11 protein-coding genes and 1 pseudogene are annotated in these 16,457 nt (G+C 59.3%); 1 reads left to right on the top strand and 11 read right to left on the bottom strand.

Translation table 11 applies throughout. The features are described from left to right. Window positions 1-126 precede the first annotated feature (126 nt). The 10 genes from QO005_RS22740 to QO005_RS22695 all read right to left on the bottom strand — a co-directional run bounded on the left by QO005_RS22740 (window position 127) and on the right by QO005_RS22695 (window position 13,064). Entirely contained in the window at window positions 127-1,938 is a 1,812-nt protein-coding gene (locus QO005_RS22740) for an FUSC family protein (RefSeq protein ID WP_307160315.1), read from the bottom strand. Window positions 1,939-2,874: 936 nt separating this feature from the next. Continuing rightward, the gene (hisN, locus tag QO005_RS22735; RefSeq protein WP_307160314.1) at window positions 2,875-3,660 is read right to left on the bottom strand and encodes a histidinol-phosphatase; all 786 of its coding nucleotides are present in this window, start codon (window positions 3,658-3,660) and stop codon (window positions 2,875-2,877) included. Next, window positions 3,660-4,595 (bottom strand): choline/ethanolamine kinase family protein, encoded by a 936-nt coding sequence (locus tag QO005_RS22730; RefSeq protein ID WP_307160313.1) that lies wholly within the window; start codon window positions 4,593-4,595, stop codon window positions 3,660-3,662. Before QO005_RS22730 ends, hisN begins: the two co-directional genes overlap by 1 nt. Window positions 4,596-4,623: 28 nt before the next feature. Next, window positions 4,624-5,589 carry a phosphotransferase gene (locus QO005_RS22725; RefSeq protein ID WP_307160312.1) on the bottom strand — a complete coding sequence of 322 codons (966 nt, stop codon included), beginning with the start codon at window positions 5,587-5,589 and terminating at the stop codon, window positions 4,624-4,626. Further along, window positions 5,586-6,875, bottom strand: coding sequence for a Zn-dependent hydrolase (locus tag QO005_RS22720; protein ID WP_307160311.1), 1,290 nt, complete (start codon window positions 6,873-6,875; stop codon window positions 5,586-5,588). The genes QO005_RS22725 and QO005_RS22720 overlap by 4 nt, the downstream gene beginning before the upstream one ends. Then, the gene (locus tag QO005_RS22715; protein WP_307160310.1) at window positions 6,868-7,629 is read right to left on the bottom strand and encodes a DeoR/GlpR family DNA-binding transcription regulator; all 762 of its coding nucleotides are present in this window, start codon (window positions 7,627-7,629) and stop codon (window positions 6,868-6,870) included. The genes QO005_RS22720 and QO005_RS22715 overlap by 8 nt, the downstream gene beginning before the upstream one ends. Before the next feature lie 57 nt (window positions 7,630-7,686). After that, a complete protein-coding gene (locus QO005_RS22710; RefSeq protein WP_307160309.1) occupies window positions 7,687-9,525 on the bottom strand; it encodes an ABC transporter ATP-binding protein in 1,839 nt (612 codons plus the stop codon). Continuing rightward, a complete protein-coding gene (locus tag QO005_RS22705; RefSeq protein WP_307160308.1) occupies window positions 9,522-10,439 on the bottom strand; it encodes an ABC transporter permease in 918 nt (305 codons plus the stop codon). The genes QO005_RS22710 and QO005_RS22705 overlap by 4 nt, the downstream gene beginning before the upstream one ends. Further along, entirely contained in the window at window positions 10,439-11,419 is a 981-nt protein-coding gene (locus QO005_RS22700) for an ABC transporter permease (protein ID WP_307160307.1), read from the bottom strand. Before QO005_RS22700 ends, QO005_RS22705 begins: the two co-directional genes overlap by 1 nt. Window positions 11,420-11,483: 64 nt before the next feature. After that, entirely contained in the window at window positions 11,484-13,064 is a 1,581-nt protein-coding gene (locus QO005_RS22695) for an ABC transporter substrate-binding protein (RefSeq protein ID WP_307160306.1), read from the bottom strand. A gap of 455 nt (window positions 13,065-13,519) precedes the next feature. Here QO005_RS22695 and QO005_RS22685 point away from each other — a divergent pair. Continuing rightward, window positions 13,520-14,088, top strand: a pseudogene (locus tag QO005_RS22685) (integrase core domain-containing protein); the annotation flags it as partial. A 170-nt stretch (window positions 14,089-14,258) separates the two neighbouring features. Here the strand turns inward: QO005_RS22685 and QO005_RS22680 are convergent. After that, window positions 14,259-16,400: a putative Ig domain-containing protein gene (locus QO005_RS22680; RefSeq protein ID WP_370878145.1), complete on the bottom strand. Its 2,142-nt coding sequence runs from the start codon at window positions 16,398-16,400 to the stop codon at window positions 14,259-14,261. Between the last annotated feature and the right edge of the window lie 57 nt (window positions 16,401-16,457).

The raw sequence follows: 16,457 nt of genomic DNA, 5'->3' as shown, positions 1-16,457 counted from the left end.
GAACGCCCCGAGACGCAACGCGCCCGACTAGACCTGATCTCCTCACCCTCAAAGCCTACATAAGAATATGCCGAGAGCCTGTGAGGCTCTCGGCATAGTGTTCGGTCACCTTGTCTTAGGTGGGATTCACGCCCCCTCGCCGTCTTTTGATGCCGCGGCGTTGCGAAGGTGCCAGAGCATGGCGGCCTCCCCTGCCAGCCTGCGGGCTGCGGCCAGTCCTTCGCGATCTTCTGTCGTCAGTCTCGGTCCGAAGAGTCGATCTGGCCCATGTGCGGCTATCTCTGCCTCGTTGCTGGCAAGCCCTGCCCTGCGTCTTGCGACCGCAACAGTTGCGGCATCACCGTCGGCTATCGCTGCGAGATAATGCCGATTGGCCTCCACGGCTTCGGCGATAAGATCAGATATCGGACGCGCTCGACCCGGGCTGAGAACAAGGGTGACAACGATTGCCATCACGCTGCCGATCACATTGTCCAGGATCCGGGCTGCGGCAATGCCGTCCGTCGGTTGCAGGAGGTTCATGATCAGGACGAAGAGCAGGGTTAGAAAGACAACGAAGAGTGTGTAATTCACGGGCCTGAGCGCCAGTGTCGCCAGGGTGCCGATGATGATCATGAGTCCGATCACGACGGGGCTTGTTGAGAGAGAGAGGATTGCCAATGCCAGCATGCCACCGCAGACGGACCCAATGATGCGTTCGATGCCCCGGCTGATGCTGACATGTCGAACCGGATTGAGAACGACAACCACCGCCATTGTTGCCCAGTAGGGGTAGTTGAGGGAAAGTAGGTGCGCGGTCAAGGTCACGATTGCCACGGCAAGGGCGCTCCGAAGGGCGGCGGCACGAACACTCGCTTGCCTCGACTGCGGGGTAACCCGGTTCTTCTGCGGCAGGTCAAAAAAGTTTACCTCCGAACCCATGGTGACTAGCGTCCGGGTGAGGGCACTAACTGCGGCATGTTCTGCGGGAGGTGAACCGTCTGCAGGGAGGTGCAGGGCAGGGGAGGCGGGGGATTTCCGATGCCGGTCCGACTTTCTGAGATGATCTGCGCAGGCCGTTAGGATTGCGGCAGCCTCCAATGTCGTCTTTCTGCTTTCTGGTGTCAGCGGCGGTAGATGATCGAGCGCCAGCAATGCATGAAAGACCGCATCTGCCTGTCCAAGCGCAGACCTCAAGTGGTGGCAAATGGTATTATCACTATGATTGAACAGGATAAGCTGACTGTTCGCGCGCTCTATCGCCAGGCGAACCGCGCGGCGATGGCGGCCAAGGCGCGCTATCTCAAGGCTGGGGGCAGATATATCCGTTGCTATGTCATGAGCCATGTCCGAAAGGCGAGAAAAAACGCCTGCAACAGCCTGCCGAGCGGGTAACCATTGCGCGCCGGGCCAGATTGCGAGCAGGATGATTGTTGCCCAACTGCTGCCCACCAGAAAGGCCAAAGCCATCTTGACCGCCTCCATGGCCGGGTGTGCCGCGCCAGCGGCGACGACCGCCACGACACCGAGCAAGGTTGCGACAAGGCCCATTTCCGGCTGCCACAGCGTCAACAGGGCGGTGGTTCCCACCATGAAAGGCGCAACTGCGAGGGGTGGAATCCAAGGTAATCCAGTCAGCCACGCACTCAAAAAGGCTGTGATGGTGCCTGCAAAGGTAAAGGTCAGGAGATGCCGTCTCCGTCGATCCGGGGGACCGCCGGTATCGGCAAGGCAGGCCCAGAAGCCGGCGAAGATAGCCCAGCTGAAGGTTCTTTCTCCGGTTAAAATCACCAGGAAAAGAAGACTTGCCACAATGACCGTGGCGCGCAGACCATCCATTGGGTTCAGAAGTTCAGGCGTCATTGCAATTGCACGCAATTCCAGCCAGCGTGCAAGATCGCGCGCAATGCGGGGCAGGGCAGGGAGGCGGAACTTGAAAAGGTTATTTGGCGTCATCATCCTGCGGGTGGCTTAACGGTTGGTATTTGGTTCCCCGCCCCCATGGGCCAGTGGACAAGGAGAGATCAAGGTTCAATTGCGCGCCATGATGGCTCATTTGCGGTCAGGTAAGGGAGACAAGGCTGCGAGAATGCACGGATCTCAAAGAGGGTATCATAGGCGTTGAAGCTGCGTCTGCCGACCCACCTGATAAATTTATCGATGCTTGTGCCGCTTGCTCGGGCCAATTGCAGGGCTGCGTTTATCTGACTGGCTTGCAGTGGATCGAAGGCGGCACTGGGAGAGCATGGCAGAGAGCGCTGTCACCTCATTTGTCGCTGTTTGCTGAAGAGCGCCCTCAACCATCTGCATCGAGCGAAGGTGTGTCTTCTACGGCATTTCCATGAGTGTTGGGGGAAATAAGCACTAATTGCATCAGGCAACATTTACGGGGACGTTATCGGCTGGTAGAAAATGGGTAAGCCCCTCCACGGCGTATGTGAGTGTTTAAAGCCTAATTCCCTGTGTGATTGATCTGTCGCTTCCTGATCGGGAAGCGTTTTGACGCGAGCAGATATTTCAGGGCGGCATAAGACGCAGTTATGAAAGTAAAGCGCATACTCGCTTTCTTTTAAGAAAATCGCTGTCGTGCATTCAACGAGTTGCAGCCTTGACGACAACATGCCTGAAGGGCGCGATATGACCGTTTTTCCTGGGCACTGGGCCAGAGTTGGAACGACCGTGTGGCTGTTTCAGGGGACGGGCCCGGCTGACGGGAATTGGCCGCTCAATTTTTGCACTTTTTGGTTGAGAGAGGCCAGTATCCGGCACAATATCGCTTCGCGGCATCGTAAGAACGTAGCTTGCTGGCGATCATCATCCACGTCATGAGTTCCATCAGATCGTGAACCTGAGGAAAGCATTTTCTCAGTATTTATAGAAGATGAGGTGTCGCCGTCATGCGATGAGTTTCAAGGCGGCTTCGTGCAGCGTCGGCGTGGCGGAGGCCAGAACCTGACCGGTGGAGTGGATTGACAGCGGCTTCCCCTGCCAGTCCGTGATACATCCGCCGGCGCCTTCGACCACCGGCACAAGCGCCATGTAGTCGTAAGGCTGCAGACCCGTCTCCAGAACTAGATCGCAATGGCCCGAGGCAAGCAATCCATAGATATAGCAGTCGCCACCGAACCGACGCAGTCTTGCTGCGCGCGACAGCATCTCATAGGCCTCGACTTCGGAGCCTTTGAACATGTCCGGAGAGGTCGTGTAGAACCTCGCCTCTGAAAAGCCTTCGCAGCCGCTGGTCACCGATGGCTTTCCGGCAAAAAGGGTCTGCCCTGGCCTTGCGTGCCATCTTTCACCTGTGGCGGGTACATCGATCAGTCCGCAGAAAGGTGCTTCCCGGTATGTCAGCGAGATCAGAGTGCCGAACAACGGAAAGCCTGTGATGAAGCTCTTCGTACCGTCGATAGGGTCCAGCACCCAGGTGAATTCATCGCCTTTCTTCACGCCCATTTCCTCGCCGTAGATCCCGTGGGTCGGGAAGCGCGCCTCGATCATGTCGCGCATCTGCTTCTCGATGGTCCGATCGGCAATGGTCACGGGGCTCTCATCCAGCTTCGAGATGATATCGAGCGGCGTGCGGAAATAAGAGAGCGCAAGCGGCTTTGCCGCATCGGCAAGCGTGTTCGCGAACGCCGTATATGTTTCTACATCGGATGAGGGAATATCGAGGACGGGCATTACAGGGCTTTCAGAAAAAGGGGCCAGCGCGGGTCCTGGATGATCGAGCGAGCGCGCATGTGTTTCCAGATTCCGTACTTGTAGAAGTCGAAATCCAGTGTCGAAATCCGGTTCTGGACCATGGCCCAGGTGCTCCACTTGATGTCTGCAAGGGCCTTGTGGACAACGAGGCGGGCATGTTGTCCCTTGTCATAGCGGCCGAAATATTCCTCGATAATGGTGCAGTCGATATCTTCCGAGAAGAACATCTCGCCGCTCCAGATGGCGAGGTCATAGAGCCGTTCGTTGTTGGAAGCATATTCGAAGTCGATCAGCTTGATCGATTTGTCGGCGCCAATGAGATAGTTACCCGGCATCGGATCGTTGAAACAGGGCACGAGATCGAGCCCCGAGGCTTCAAGCGCTTGGCGTGCCTGCCTGTAGGAGCGATAGAGGTAATCATGGTCGAGCGGCCAGTAGCCACCCAGATCGCGAACCTGGTGGTAGTGCTCCTCGATCATGTCGAAGACGGTCTTCGTCAGCGGCAGGGCAGGTGCGGCGTGGAACTGTTTGTAGACGCGCACGGCCTCCTCGCGGATGGCCGGATCGGCAAAATCCTTGTGGGTAGAGGCGCGGCGATCATCGATGAACTCGGCGATCTCGATGTCGAGATGGTCGAGATAGTCGAAGGTCTGTGGCCCAATGCCGATCTTTTCGGCCTGCTTGCTGGCAGCAGCAGCGGCCTTCCGGTCGATAAACATCTCCGTGCCACGTCCCGGGATCTTCAGAAAGTAGCCGCGCGGTTCGCCTTCAACCTCGATGCGGAAATTGGTGTTGCTGATGCCGCCAGAAACAGAACAGTAGCGCAGGCGACGCCCTTTCCAGGGTTCCACCTGTACGATTGCCGCTTCCACCGCACGCTCGGCATCTGTTTTCGCCATTCCCAGTTCGTTCATCTCTTCGTTCCCTGAACAGTCTTGTTATTCACATGTCTCGCAGCCGGCCTTCGAAATCCGGATGTCCGAGAAGCATGCGGCAGCGCAGGAAACGCCAGCCGGCATATTTCAGGAATTCCACGCCGCTCGGCGGCGAGCGCAACTCGAGCACCAGGCTGCGCAGCGCCCAGTAGAGATCGTCCGCCGCGGCATAGGCCCGGCAGCGGTTGAAGATCTTTTCGGAGAAGCGACCATCGTGCATTTCCAGGAGCGGCTTCATCAGGCTGTCGAACTGGTAGAGTTCGTTCATCTGTGCGCCGAGTTGATAGTAGGGGTCCATGTCGCCGGCCATGTCGAAGTCGACGAGTTGTATCGCACCCTCCGGCCCGAGCATGACGTTCGAGGAATGCGGATCGCCATGGCAAGGGCGGTAGTCGATACCCGATGCCTCGATGGCGTCGCGGATCGGGGTCATCCAGGAAAGCATCCAGTCCACGTCAGCAGGAAGCTCTATATTTCCCGACGTTACGATCGGCCAAAGTTGCTCGATGCCAGTAAAGACGGACCACTGCCGGCCAAGCAGCTTGCCTCTGGCGATTCCGCTCTGCATCGCGACCAGTTTCGCCACGGTATCGGGTGCCATGAGATCGTCGATCTTCGCTGTGTGCCAATCCTCGCCTAACCGGCGAAACAATGTCCCGCGCGTCACCGGATCGAAGCCGACGGGCTCCGGAGAAAAGCCGAGCATATGAAACTGATTGGCTGCGGCGAAAGCCGTCTCGGCGTCGACCAGATCGGCAACTTCATGGATGCCAAGCCGAAGGAAGTAGTCGGGCTCGTCTCCGGAGACGGAGATGTCGAAGGTTCTCGATTCCACCGCGCTGTAGGATGGCGATGCGACGGGTGGCCTTGCTGACCGATAGGACATCTCGCGCCCTTCGAGCAGCGCAAAGGATGCAAGCGCCTTCTCGGCTTTGATTTCAAGCGGGTTCGTGGGTGTGCCGACTGGTTTCATTCGACTGCCTCACCGATCTGTGCTGCCTTCAGTCCTTTGCTGGCGATTTCGTACAGCATGTCGGCGAGGATTTGGGTGCCGAGCGCCTGGTCGTCGGGCGACGTGTATTCCGTTGGATGATGGATCACGCCGTCGCGGCTCTGGACAGCCAGCACGACGGCCGGGCATACGTCGGACACAGCAACCGCATCATGGCCGCCGATCGTATCGAGATGACGGGATGTCTGGCCATATTGCGCGGCGACAGTTTCCGCCAGCCGGACGAGCCCCGGAGCGAAGCTGCCCGCCTTGCGACGGTCAATCGAACGGACTTCATAGGTAACGCCAGCCTTGGCGCAGGCTTCGTCGATCCTGATCTTCATCTTGCGCTCGGCTTCCGCCAGGATTTCTGGCGAGCCGGAACGCAGTTCGATAAAGAGGACTGCCTCGGCCGGCACGACATTGGGCGAATTCGGGAAGACTTCCAGACGTCCGACGGAGGTATGGAGATCCAGACCATGCTGGCCAGCAATGTCTTTGAGGTCGGCGATCAGGTAGGCGGCGGCCAGGACGGCATCCTTGCGCTGCGCCATCGGCGTTGCGCCCGTGTGGGCCTGGCGCCCGAGGAAGGCCAGGCGGTACTTCGTGGCTCCCCAATAGCGGGTGAAGATGCCGAAGCGTTCGCCAGCATTGAAGAGGTGGCTATCGCCCTCGATATGCAGCTCCACAAGGGCGTCCGGAATTTCCACCTTGTCCTTGCCGGCATAGCCGATCGCATGAAGGGACTGGCGGACGGTGATGCCGTCGCCGTCGGCGCGGTCGAGAGCCCAGTCAAGGTCCAAGGCACCGGTGAACACGCTGCTGCCAAGCAGGCTCGGCTGAAAGCGGGCACCCTCCTCGTTGGTCCAGTTGACGATCTGGAAATTGCAGGCCGAGAGCTTGTTTTCGGCCTTCAGGCGTTCCGATACGGAAAGAACGGCCTCGCAGGCGGCAATCACGCCAAGGGCGCCGTCGAACCGGCCACCGTTCGGCTGGCTGTCGATATGGGAGCCCACCATCACGACAGGGGCGTTCGAGCTGGCCAGCGCCACCTTGCCGAACTGGTTGCCGATTGCATCGACCGCCAGTTCGAAACCGTTCTGCGCGAACCACTGCCCGAGCCAGTCGCGGGCCTCGCCATCCTCTTTCGAGAGTGTCAGCCGTGTCATGGAGCCGTCAGGGCCGCCGCCGAATTTAGAGACGTCTTCCATCATCCTCTGGAGACGCTGGGCATTGATCGGGGCGGAGGGGGAGGAGGCGTCAGGCATGTATGATTTCCACGTTCGATTGATTGAAATGATCTGAGAATTCCCTGCCGATCACGCCGCTGGTGACGACGGCATCGATCTCGTTGAGCGCAAGGGTGTGGATGGAGCCGAGGCGGCTGAATTTGGAGCTGTCGGCCACGATGATCGAGCGCTTGGCCTGGGTTCTGGCGATGCGGCGCAGGATTGCCTCGTCTTCGCCGAAATCCATGAAGCCGCGCTCGATGTGGATGGCGCTGATCGCGATGATGGCGAGATCGAAGAAATGCTCCTTCAACGCCGCCACGGTCTCATGGCCATAGGTCGCCTGATATTCGGGACGCAGCCGTCCGCCAAGAACCCGGACGCTGGCCTGCGGCACATTGAAGAAATGCGCGGCGACGGCCAGGGAGTTGCTGACGACGGTGAGATCCTTGCGGGCCTCCAGATGCTTCAGGCAGGCGAGGGTGGTCGTACCGGTATCGATGAAGATCTTCATGCCATCCTGCACCAGCGCTGCGGCAGCCTCCCCGATGCGCGCCTTCTCGCGGGCGCCGACGCGAAGACGTTCGGGAAACGGCTGGTCGCTCTCCTGCTGGTCCAGGACAGCGCCACCATAGACCCGGCGTGCATAGCCTCGTGTCTCCAGCTCCTTGAGATCACGACGGATGGACTCCTGGCTGACATGCAGCTGATCTGCGAGATCCTTCACGTTGACGCGTTTGCTTTGCTTCAGCATCTCGAGAATGAGCTTTAGTCTGTGTTCCGTGAAACTCATGGACGTCCCTTGAATGAAGATCACTCCGCCCCGGATATGCCCGGGCCGCAGCTGTTTCTATGCTGAAGCACGCGAGCGCGCAGCCCCCTCGGTCATGGGCGCCTCGATCAGATGGCAGGCAGCGAAGTTGGCGCTGCCGCGGACGGTCAGGCTCGGTTGCAGCGTAGCGCATTTTTCCATGGCACGCGGACAACGAGACTTGAAGCTGCAGCCGGCGGGGAGGTCGATCGGACTCGGAGGCTCACCCTCCAGCAGGCAGTCTTCCGGCTGGTAGCGCCGCTCTTCCAGGGTCGGCATCGCGCTGAGCAAGGCCATGGTGTAGGGGTGGCCGGGATCGAAGAAGAGCCGCTCGTTGTCGGCCAGCTCAAAGAGCTCACCGAGATACATGACCGCCACCCGGTTGCAGACCTTCCGCACCATCGCGAGGTCGTGCGAGATGTAAATATAGGTCAGGTTGTACTCGCGCTGCAGCTTCTGGAAGAGATCCAGCAGCTTGAACTGTTCGGTCTGGTCGAGTGCCGAGAGCGTTTCGTCCATGATCAGGATCTCCGGCTCGAGCACCAGCGCGCGGGCGACGTTGATCCGCTGGCGCTGGCCGGCGCTCAGGCCAAGCGGCAGCTCTTCGTAAAGATCGGCAGGCAGGCCCACCTCCTCCATCACCTTCAGCACCCGCTCGCGGATCTTTGCCGCATCGCGCCAGCCGTGGGTGCGCAGGGGATCGGCGAGCATCTTGCCAATCGAGGTGCGGGGCGGCAGCGAGCCGAAAGGATCCTGCAAAACCATCTGCAGCTTGTTGCGGAACGACAGAAGGTTCTTGCCCTTCAGCGTACCGATGTCCTTATCGCCATGCAGAACCTGCCCACCGCTCGGCAATTCCAGCCGCGACAGCAGCCGCATCAGCGTGGATTTGCCGCAGCCGGACTCGCCGACAATGGCGAAGCTGTCGCCACGCCGGACGTCGAAAGTCACATTGCGCACGGCCCGTACCAGATTGACGCCGCCGAAGCTGTTTTTCTTCTTGACCTTATAGGTCTGCGACACGTCGCGCAGGCTGAGCACAACCTCCTGCATCTCGCCCGGCGTTGTTGCCATGGTGCCTTCGAGCCAGATCTTCGGCGTCTGCTCGACAAGTTCCTTGGTGTAGGGATGGATCGGCGCGCTGATGAGCTTCCCGGTCGCCTGTTCCTCAACGATCCGGCCCGCTTCCATGACCAGGATACGGGAGCATGCTTCGCGCGCGACAGGCAGCGATGACGAGACGAACAGCACCGCCGTATTGAAACTGTCCGTCAGCTCCTTCATCAGGCGGATGACCTGTGCCGCCACCGTGACGTCCAGAGGCTGGGTGACGTTGTCGGCCACCAGAAGGGCCGGGTTGGAGATCAGCGCATCGACGATCAGCGCCCGCTGCATCATGCCGCCGGAGAACTGCGAGGGGTAGTCGTGGAAGCGGCTGCGGGCAGAGGGGATGCGGACGGCTTCGAGCAGCTCGATCACCCGCTTTTCGGCTTCAGTCCTCGATGTGTCGGGAATGACTGCCCTCATCTTCTCGACGATCTGGACGCCGACCGGCAGTGTCGGATCGAGCGCGCCCATGGGATTGGCGCCGACATAGGAGACACGGCGGCGCAGGGTGCGCATGTCGCCTTCTGTCATTGCATAGATGTCCTTGCCCTCGATGAGGACCTCGCCAGAGGTCCGTTCCAGCGGGGCTTCCAGCCAGTTCACCACGGCCTTCGACAGGACCGTCTTGCCGGCTCCGCTGGCGCCGACAATGCCGACGATCTCGCGCGGCGCGAGCGACATGGAGACATTGTCCAGGATGATCTTCCGGCTGCCTGTCCGCCCGACGGAGACGGTGAGGTTCTTCAGTTCCAACAGGGATGACGTGGTCATTCCGCACCTCCGTGGATGCTGTTGCGCGCGCGCTCGAGCGATGCGCCCACGAGATTGATGCTGGTCAGCGTCAGGCCGAGGAAGACGCCGGGCATTGTCGCGATCCACCAGGCGTTTAAAAGATACTTGCGGCCATCGGCGATGATATTGCCGAAGGTCGGTGTCGGCGGCTGCACGCCGAGGCCGAGGAAGCCGAGGATGGATTCGAAGATCATCATGCGGGCCACATCGAGTACCGAGGTGAACAGAACCGGCGGCAGCAGAAGCGGTACGAGCAGGGTGAGGATGATGCGGACATCCGTCGAGCCGCCGAGCTTTGCCGCCCGCACATATTCTCTCTGGCGCTCCGTCATGACGATGCTGCGCATGATGCGGGCATAGATCGGCCAACTGGAGATGCCGAGCACAAGGACGATGGCGGGGATGGTCGGGCGGGAGACGCCGAGCACGGCGATGGCGAGAATGATCATCGGGATCGACAGCTGCGCATCCGTCAGCCGCATGATGACGGTATCCGTGCGTCCGCCGAAATAGCCGGCGATCATGCCGAGTGTGCAGCCGATGAACAGCGTGACGGCGACCGAGCTGACGCCGATCAGGAACGAATAACGCAGGCCGACCAATGAGCGGACAAGCATGTCGCGGCCGATCTGGTCGGTGCCGAGCGGATGCATCCAGCTCCACTTTTCGCCGATGAAAAGTGGGCCGAACAGGCGGGCCTTTACATCCATCTTGGTGGGATCGATGCCGCTCACCTCGGGATAGATGGCTGTTGCAAGGGCTAGCAGACAAAAGATGATCAGGCCGACCTTGAAACCGGGGGCGGACATGGCGCGGTGAATGATGCGGCTTGCGATCGAGCGCGAGATCGCCTTCCGGGCCAAGGGCGTATCGGATGTGGTGATGACAGCCATCAGTATTCGAGCCTCGGGTCGATGAGCGTTGCGACGAGATCAACGATAATGTTGATCAGCACGAAGATCGCGCTGGTGACGATGGCGATGCCCTGGATAAGCGGGAAGTCGCGCTGCAGAACGGCATTGATGGTGAGCAGGCCGAGACCCGGATAATCGAAGATGTATTCGACGATGATGACGCCGCCGAGCAGGCCGGAAAACTGCACGCCAAGCAGGTTGAGCAGCGGCACGGAAGCATTGCGGAGGGCGTGGTTTGCGATGATGCGGGTCTGGCTCAGGCCACGGACGCGACCGACCGAGACATAGGATTCCATCATCTGCGCGGAGACCGAGCTGACCAGCGTGCGGATCAGCACCGGCGAAAGTTCGACGGCAAGGACGATGGCTGGCAGGATGGTATAGGCGAAGCCGCCATAACCGATGGCTGGCAGCCAGCCGAGTTTCACCGACAGAAGCAGTGCGAGCACGATACCCAGCCAGAAATTCGGCAGTGAGATGAATATGGAGGAGATGTAGAAGGCGAGCTTGTCCGGCCAGCGGCCGATCGAAAGCCCGCCGGCGATGCCGACGATCGAGGAGAACACAAGCGCGATCACCAGGGTGACGGCAGCCAGCTGTAACGTCATCGGCAGGGCGTCGAGAATGAGATCCATGACCTTGGCGCGTTCGCCGCGCGTCGTGTCATTGAAGGATGCGCCACCCGTTGCTGCCCCATTGGCCGGGCGCACGAAGGACTGGCCGAGATCTCCCTGGATCACGCCACCCATATAGCGGCCGAACTGCACTATGATCGGATCGCGAAGACCCATGTCCTTTGCAATCTTCTCGATCAGCGCCTCAGGGGCCATGCCGCCTGCCATCAGCCGAACCGGATCGCCCGGAACAACGCGCAACAGGGTGAAGATCAGCAACGATACGACGAAGATGATCCCAACACCCTGGATCAGCCGTCGCACTAGAAAACTCAACACGAACATCCATCCGCTCCACTTTGAAAGGCAGGAAAGACCGCACGCCACAAAGCGGCGTGCGGGTGTCGGATCAGGCCGTCTGCGATGCGTCGATGGAGCCGTCAGGATAGATGTAGATGCCCTCGAATTCCTTCTGCATGGCGTGGATCATCACGGACGTGAACAGCGACAGGGCCGGCATCTTCGAGGCGATGAGCGGCATCGTCTCTGTCTGCAGGACCTTCTTGCGTTCTTCGAGCGTCGGAGCGTTGCGCTCCTTGTCGAGGCTGGCATCGATCTCCTTGTCCTCGATGCCGCAGATCCGGTGCGAGGTGGAGTAGAAGTGCGTGCGCAGGATCAGATCCGGCTCCGGCGAACCGGTCGACCAGCCGCAATCGACCATGTGGCCGGGTCCGCCGCCGGGACGGTGGTAAAGCTGCTCGTTCCAGGCTGCCGGCTCGAGAACCGTCAGGCTCACGTTGAAGCCCTGGTCATTGAGCATCTGCGTGATGACTTCACCATATTCCTTCGTCTTGGGATAAAAGCCGACCGAGGTGATGTATTCGAGCGGCGGCAGGCCCTGGCCCTTGGGGAAGCCGGCTTCGGCGAGCAGTGCCTGGCATTTTTCAGGATCGTATTTCGGGTAGTTGTCCAGGTCCTCGTAGCCGAACTTGACCGGCGAAACGAAGTTGGACGAGGCGTGGCCTGCGGCACCGAGCAGTTCCAGCACCTGGTCACGATCAATCGCGTGGCAGGCAGCAAGGCGAATGCGCGGATCGTTAAACGGCGCCTTGGAGCACCGGAACCAGAGATACTTGTTTTCGACCGAAACGACGGTGTTGATGTGAATGTTGGGCTTGTCCTTGATCGAGTCGACCTGCTCCGGCTCCAGGCGTTCAACGATCGATGCCTCGCCGTTCATCAGTGACAGCATGCGGGTCGTGCTGTCCCCCGTGAAGGTGAAGTTGATGCCCGGGATGGCCGGCTTGCCCTTGAAATAGGTGTCGGATGCTTCCATGACGGTTGTGTTGCCGCGCTGCTCGACGAATTTGAACGGACCGGTGCCGTTCAGGCGCTGCGAAAGTACGCCGCCGGGACCGCCCGCAACATCCTTGGCGGACATGATCGGCAGGAAGGCCGCCAGGAAGATGAACAGGTGTGCCGGATAGTTGCCTTTGGTCGTGTCGACGATGACCGTGTAATCATCGGGCGTGGTGATCTCCAGCGTCTCGGTCGGTCCCGGATACCACTGCGCAGGGCGATCCGACCGCGCGCCATATTCGAAAGTCGCCTTGACGTCTTCTGCCTTGAACGGTTTGCCGTCGTGGAAGACAATTCCCTGGCGAAGCTTGATCTGCAGCTTGTGGGGGTCGAGAAGTTTTATCTCGGTGGCCAATTCATAATTCGTTGCACCCGGATCGTCGAGCTTCATCGGCGTGCGCGTCAGGAAGCCCATGACATAGCCTTCGATGTTTTTCTGCGACAGGGTTGTGTGGGCGGTCGGATCCCAGTTGCCGGTGATGTTTTCGGCAGACAGGAAGGTCATTGTCTTCTTGGTTGCCGCATAGGCCGAGGAAATGAAGAAGTCTGGATTGATCTGCGTGAAACCCGCGACTGCGGCAACGCCGGCGGCGCTCTGCAGGAAGCGGCGGCGGTTGATTTCTGAACCCATGAAATTCCCCTTCTTATAATACACAAAACCGCCAGAACGGTCAAAACGGTCACAAGCAAGCAGTATGCCAATTCGAAATCCCGCAACTTTTGGGGATTTTTGGCGGGCGCCAAATGTGATTTTTGACCGTTTCATTGCCGAATGTCTAAATTTAAAGCGGAAGGAGATGAGTTATTGCGCTTTTGACCGGCCACCATAAACTTGCGTCGAGACAAGCCGCGTTGAACGGCGGGGCATTGGCTTGGACGTGACCTGTTGCGCGAGAGTCTGCCTGGTTCAATATGAACCATGTTTTATGCTGTGGGGTTCGGACGAAAACTTGGACCACCAGAAGGTAGTTCATGTATTCTTAGACAGACAAACTTCGCGCCGTTGAGCTCTATATCCGGCTTGGCAAGCGGCTCAAGGCAACCATTCGGCAGTTGGGTTATCCCCCAAAGAATGCCTTGAGGGTTGGTACCGCGAGATTGGAAGACCGGACCTCCGCGCCGTCACGGATGTGGAACCGCATTCCCGACGATATCAAGGATCGTATCATCACCATGGCCCTGGATCATGCCGATCCGTCGCCACGTGAGCTGGCGGTGAAGTTCACCGACACGCTCGATCTGGCATTGACCGCCTCAGACTGCGGCAAGGTCAAAGTCAAACACCGACCGCGCCTGCTGTCGGACAATGGCCGGTGTTACGTCGCCTCCGATTTCGGCGAATGGCTGGAGAAATGCAAAATCGACCAGGTCCATGGCGCTCCGGGCCATCCGAAGACGCAGGGTAAGATCGAACGCTGGCATCATACGCTCAAGAACTGCATTCTGTTGGAAAACTACTTCTTTAACGAAGACCTCGAAGCCCAGATCGCGGCCTTCGTTGAGCATTACAATCACCGCCGATACCACGAGAGCCTCGATAACCTCACCCCGGCCGACGTCAACTTCGGGCGTGGCCAGACCATCCTGCTCGAACGTGAAAGGATTAAACGAGACAAAATCAGACGCGCTTGAACCACCAGGCCAAAGCGGCTTAAATCAATCTGAAGACCGAGCCGGATACTCCATTCTTTCAAAGCCCAAAAGTCTCAAATCATCCGACGACGCACAATTGCGACGATCTCGTGCATTATTCGGAGAAGGGGTGTTCAAAGCGTGCGCATTCGCCATCCCGAGCGCTTGGCAGAGACAGGTATCGAGCCTTCCGTCAGAATTTACGGAAGACCCCCACCTTCGCGCCGACCGATTTGTCACCATCGCCTTCGATATTGAACAGAATACTGCTGTCGATCGCCCAGTCTTCAGCCGTTTGAACCGAAACGCCTGCAGAAAGCTGGCCGAAGGCACCAGATCCATCAAGCCCGGCAAAACCTGTGCTGAAACCAAGTTTCGGCGTGAGGTTTGTCCCGTTTGCCAGAGTGTATGACCGCGCGATTTCGGCGCCAAGGCTCACCCTCAGCTGCTCGGTGGTGAAGCCATCGAGATCGATGATGTCACCCGCGCTGTTTTTCACCGCATAATCCTTGACGGTTTCCGAGAGATAGACAGCCCGAAGCTTCGGGGTTAGCATCGTCCTGTCATCCAGGGACCACTGACCTTTGACGGAGCTATCGACCATCCAGCGACGGGTGTCGAAATTACCGTCCCAGAATTGGGTATCGATCGTATTGGAAGACCCGCCGTAGAGAAGGCTTGCGTCCCAGAACAGGCCTTTGCTGATTTCGAACGATGTATAGGGCCCAGCGAGCCAGCCATTACCGGTCAGCGTGGCATCTTCATCGGTCGGGTCTGTCATCCGGTCATAGTGGAAGGATACACCGACCAGTGCCCTCTCATTGAGCAGGTAATCCGCGCCAAGGTTGATCATGGCGAAACTGCCCCACTTGTTCCCATTGATTTCCTTGTCATTGTGGGCCAGCAGGACGCCATCGATCCAGATGTTGAAAGGCGAGGAGTAGCCGCCGCCAATGCCATCGGCAGCATCGCGGGCCGATTCCATTTGGGCGAGGCTGGTGGAGAAGCCGAAGGTCATCCCCTGTGTCGATGGCGACATACGCGTCGTGACAGGTGTGGTTGCCTTGGCCATTCGGCCGCGTTCCAATAGACCCGGCACCTTGATGGACGATGCAATCATGTTCTGACGGGTGCGTACGAAACTGTGCACGAGGCTGTCGATATCCGACGCAACTTCTTCCGCGTCATAATTGATGTTGTAGGTGACGGTGCCTGCATTCGATGTTCCGAGCGCACTGGAAAGCCGGTAGCTGATAACGGCCTGGCCCGAATAGGCAGGATTGGGTGTGAACTTCAAGTACCAGCCGATCGGCGCGGCCGATGCCGAGACGGCTGCCACTTCGCCTTGAATGAGCGTCGCGGTACCAGCTTCAGGCGGCTGAACGGAGACAATATCGGCCCCGGTGAACGGGCCACCGGTGGCATTCCTGTTGAGGTAAACGTTGCTGGGAGTCGAGCCCGCAGGTACCTCGACCACATAATCGGGGGCGGTCACCGCGCGTGCTGCGACCTTTACTGTGTAATTTGCCGTTGCCGTGGCGCCGCTGCCGTCGCGTACCTGGATAGAGAAGGCGTAATCGCCTTCCGCGCTGGCATCGAGCGGACCAGTCAGGGCGCCGGTCGAGATGTTAAGAACCATCCCCTTGGGCAGGCTTCCCGAGGCTACGCTGTAAACAAGCGATCCCGTTCCACCCGTTGCCGTGATCTGCTGGCTGTAAGCCTCGCCGGCCATCGCCTCCTTGAGAGCACCGCCGGACGGCGAGAAGGCGAAGGAGGCGGCTGCGTTGACGACCATCGTATAGCTGCCGGAACCACTATTTGCCGGTGAAGCGCTATCCGTAACGCTGACAGTGATGGCGTAGCTTCCCGCTGTTGTCGGCGTTCCAGTAATCGCACCGGTGCTGGTGTCGAGGGAAAGTCCATCCGGCAGCCCACTCGCCGAATAGGTATAAGGTGCCGTGCCGCTCGATGCCGAAATCGACTGGCTGTAGGTGGTCCCTACGGTTCCCGCAGTCAAGGTGCCGGAAGATGGAGAAAGCGTTAGCGTTACAGATGGTTGTGCGACGGCGAGTGAATAGCTTGCGGAGCCGGTGACGCTGTTTGCATCGGTTGCGGTGATGGTGAAGCTGAAGCTTCCTGCCGTTGTTGGCGTGCCGGTGATGGCGCCGGTGGTCGTATCGAGCGAGAGCCCTGTGGGCAGTGCACCGGAGGTGACGGCATAGGAGTAGGGCGTGGAGCCGCCGGATGCCGTGACGGTCTGGCTGTAGGACGTACCGACCGTTGCCGCCGTCAGCGTGCCGGCGGTCGGGCTGAAGGTAAAGCTCGGAGCGGTCACGGTGATCGTCACGGTGGCTGGCGCTGATGTGCCCGTGGCGTTGGTGGCGGTATAGGT

Origin of the sequence: Allorhizobium paknamense, from assembly GCF_030815125.1 — a bacterium.
Taxonomy (GTDB): Bacteria; Pseudomonadota; Alphaproteobacteria; order Rhizobiales; family Rhizobiaceae; genus Allorhizobium; species Allorhizobium paknamense.
The sequence above is the reverse complement of the archived record's forward strand: the minus strand, read 5'-3'. Positions and strand labels throughout refer to the sequence as shown.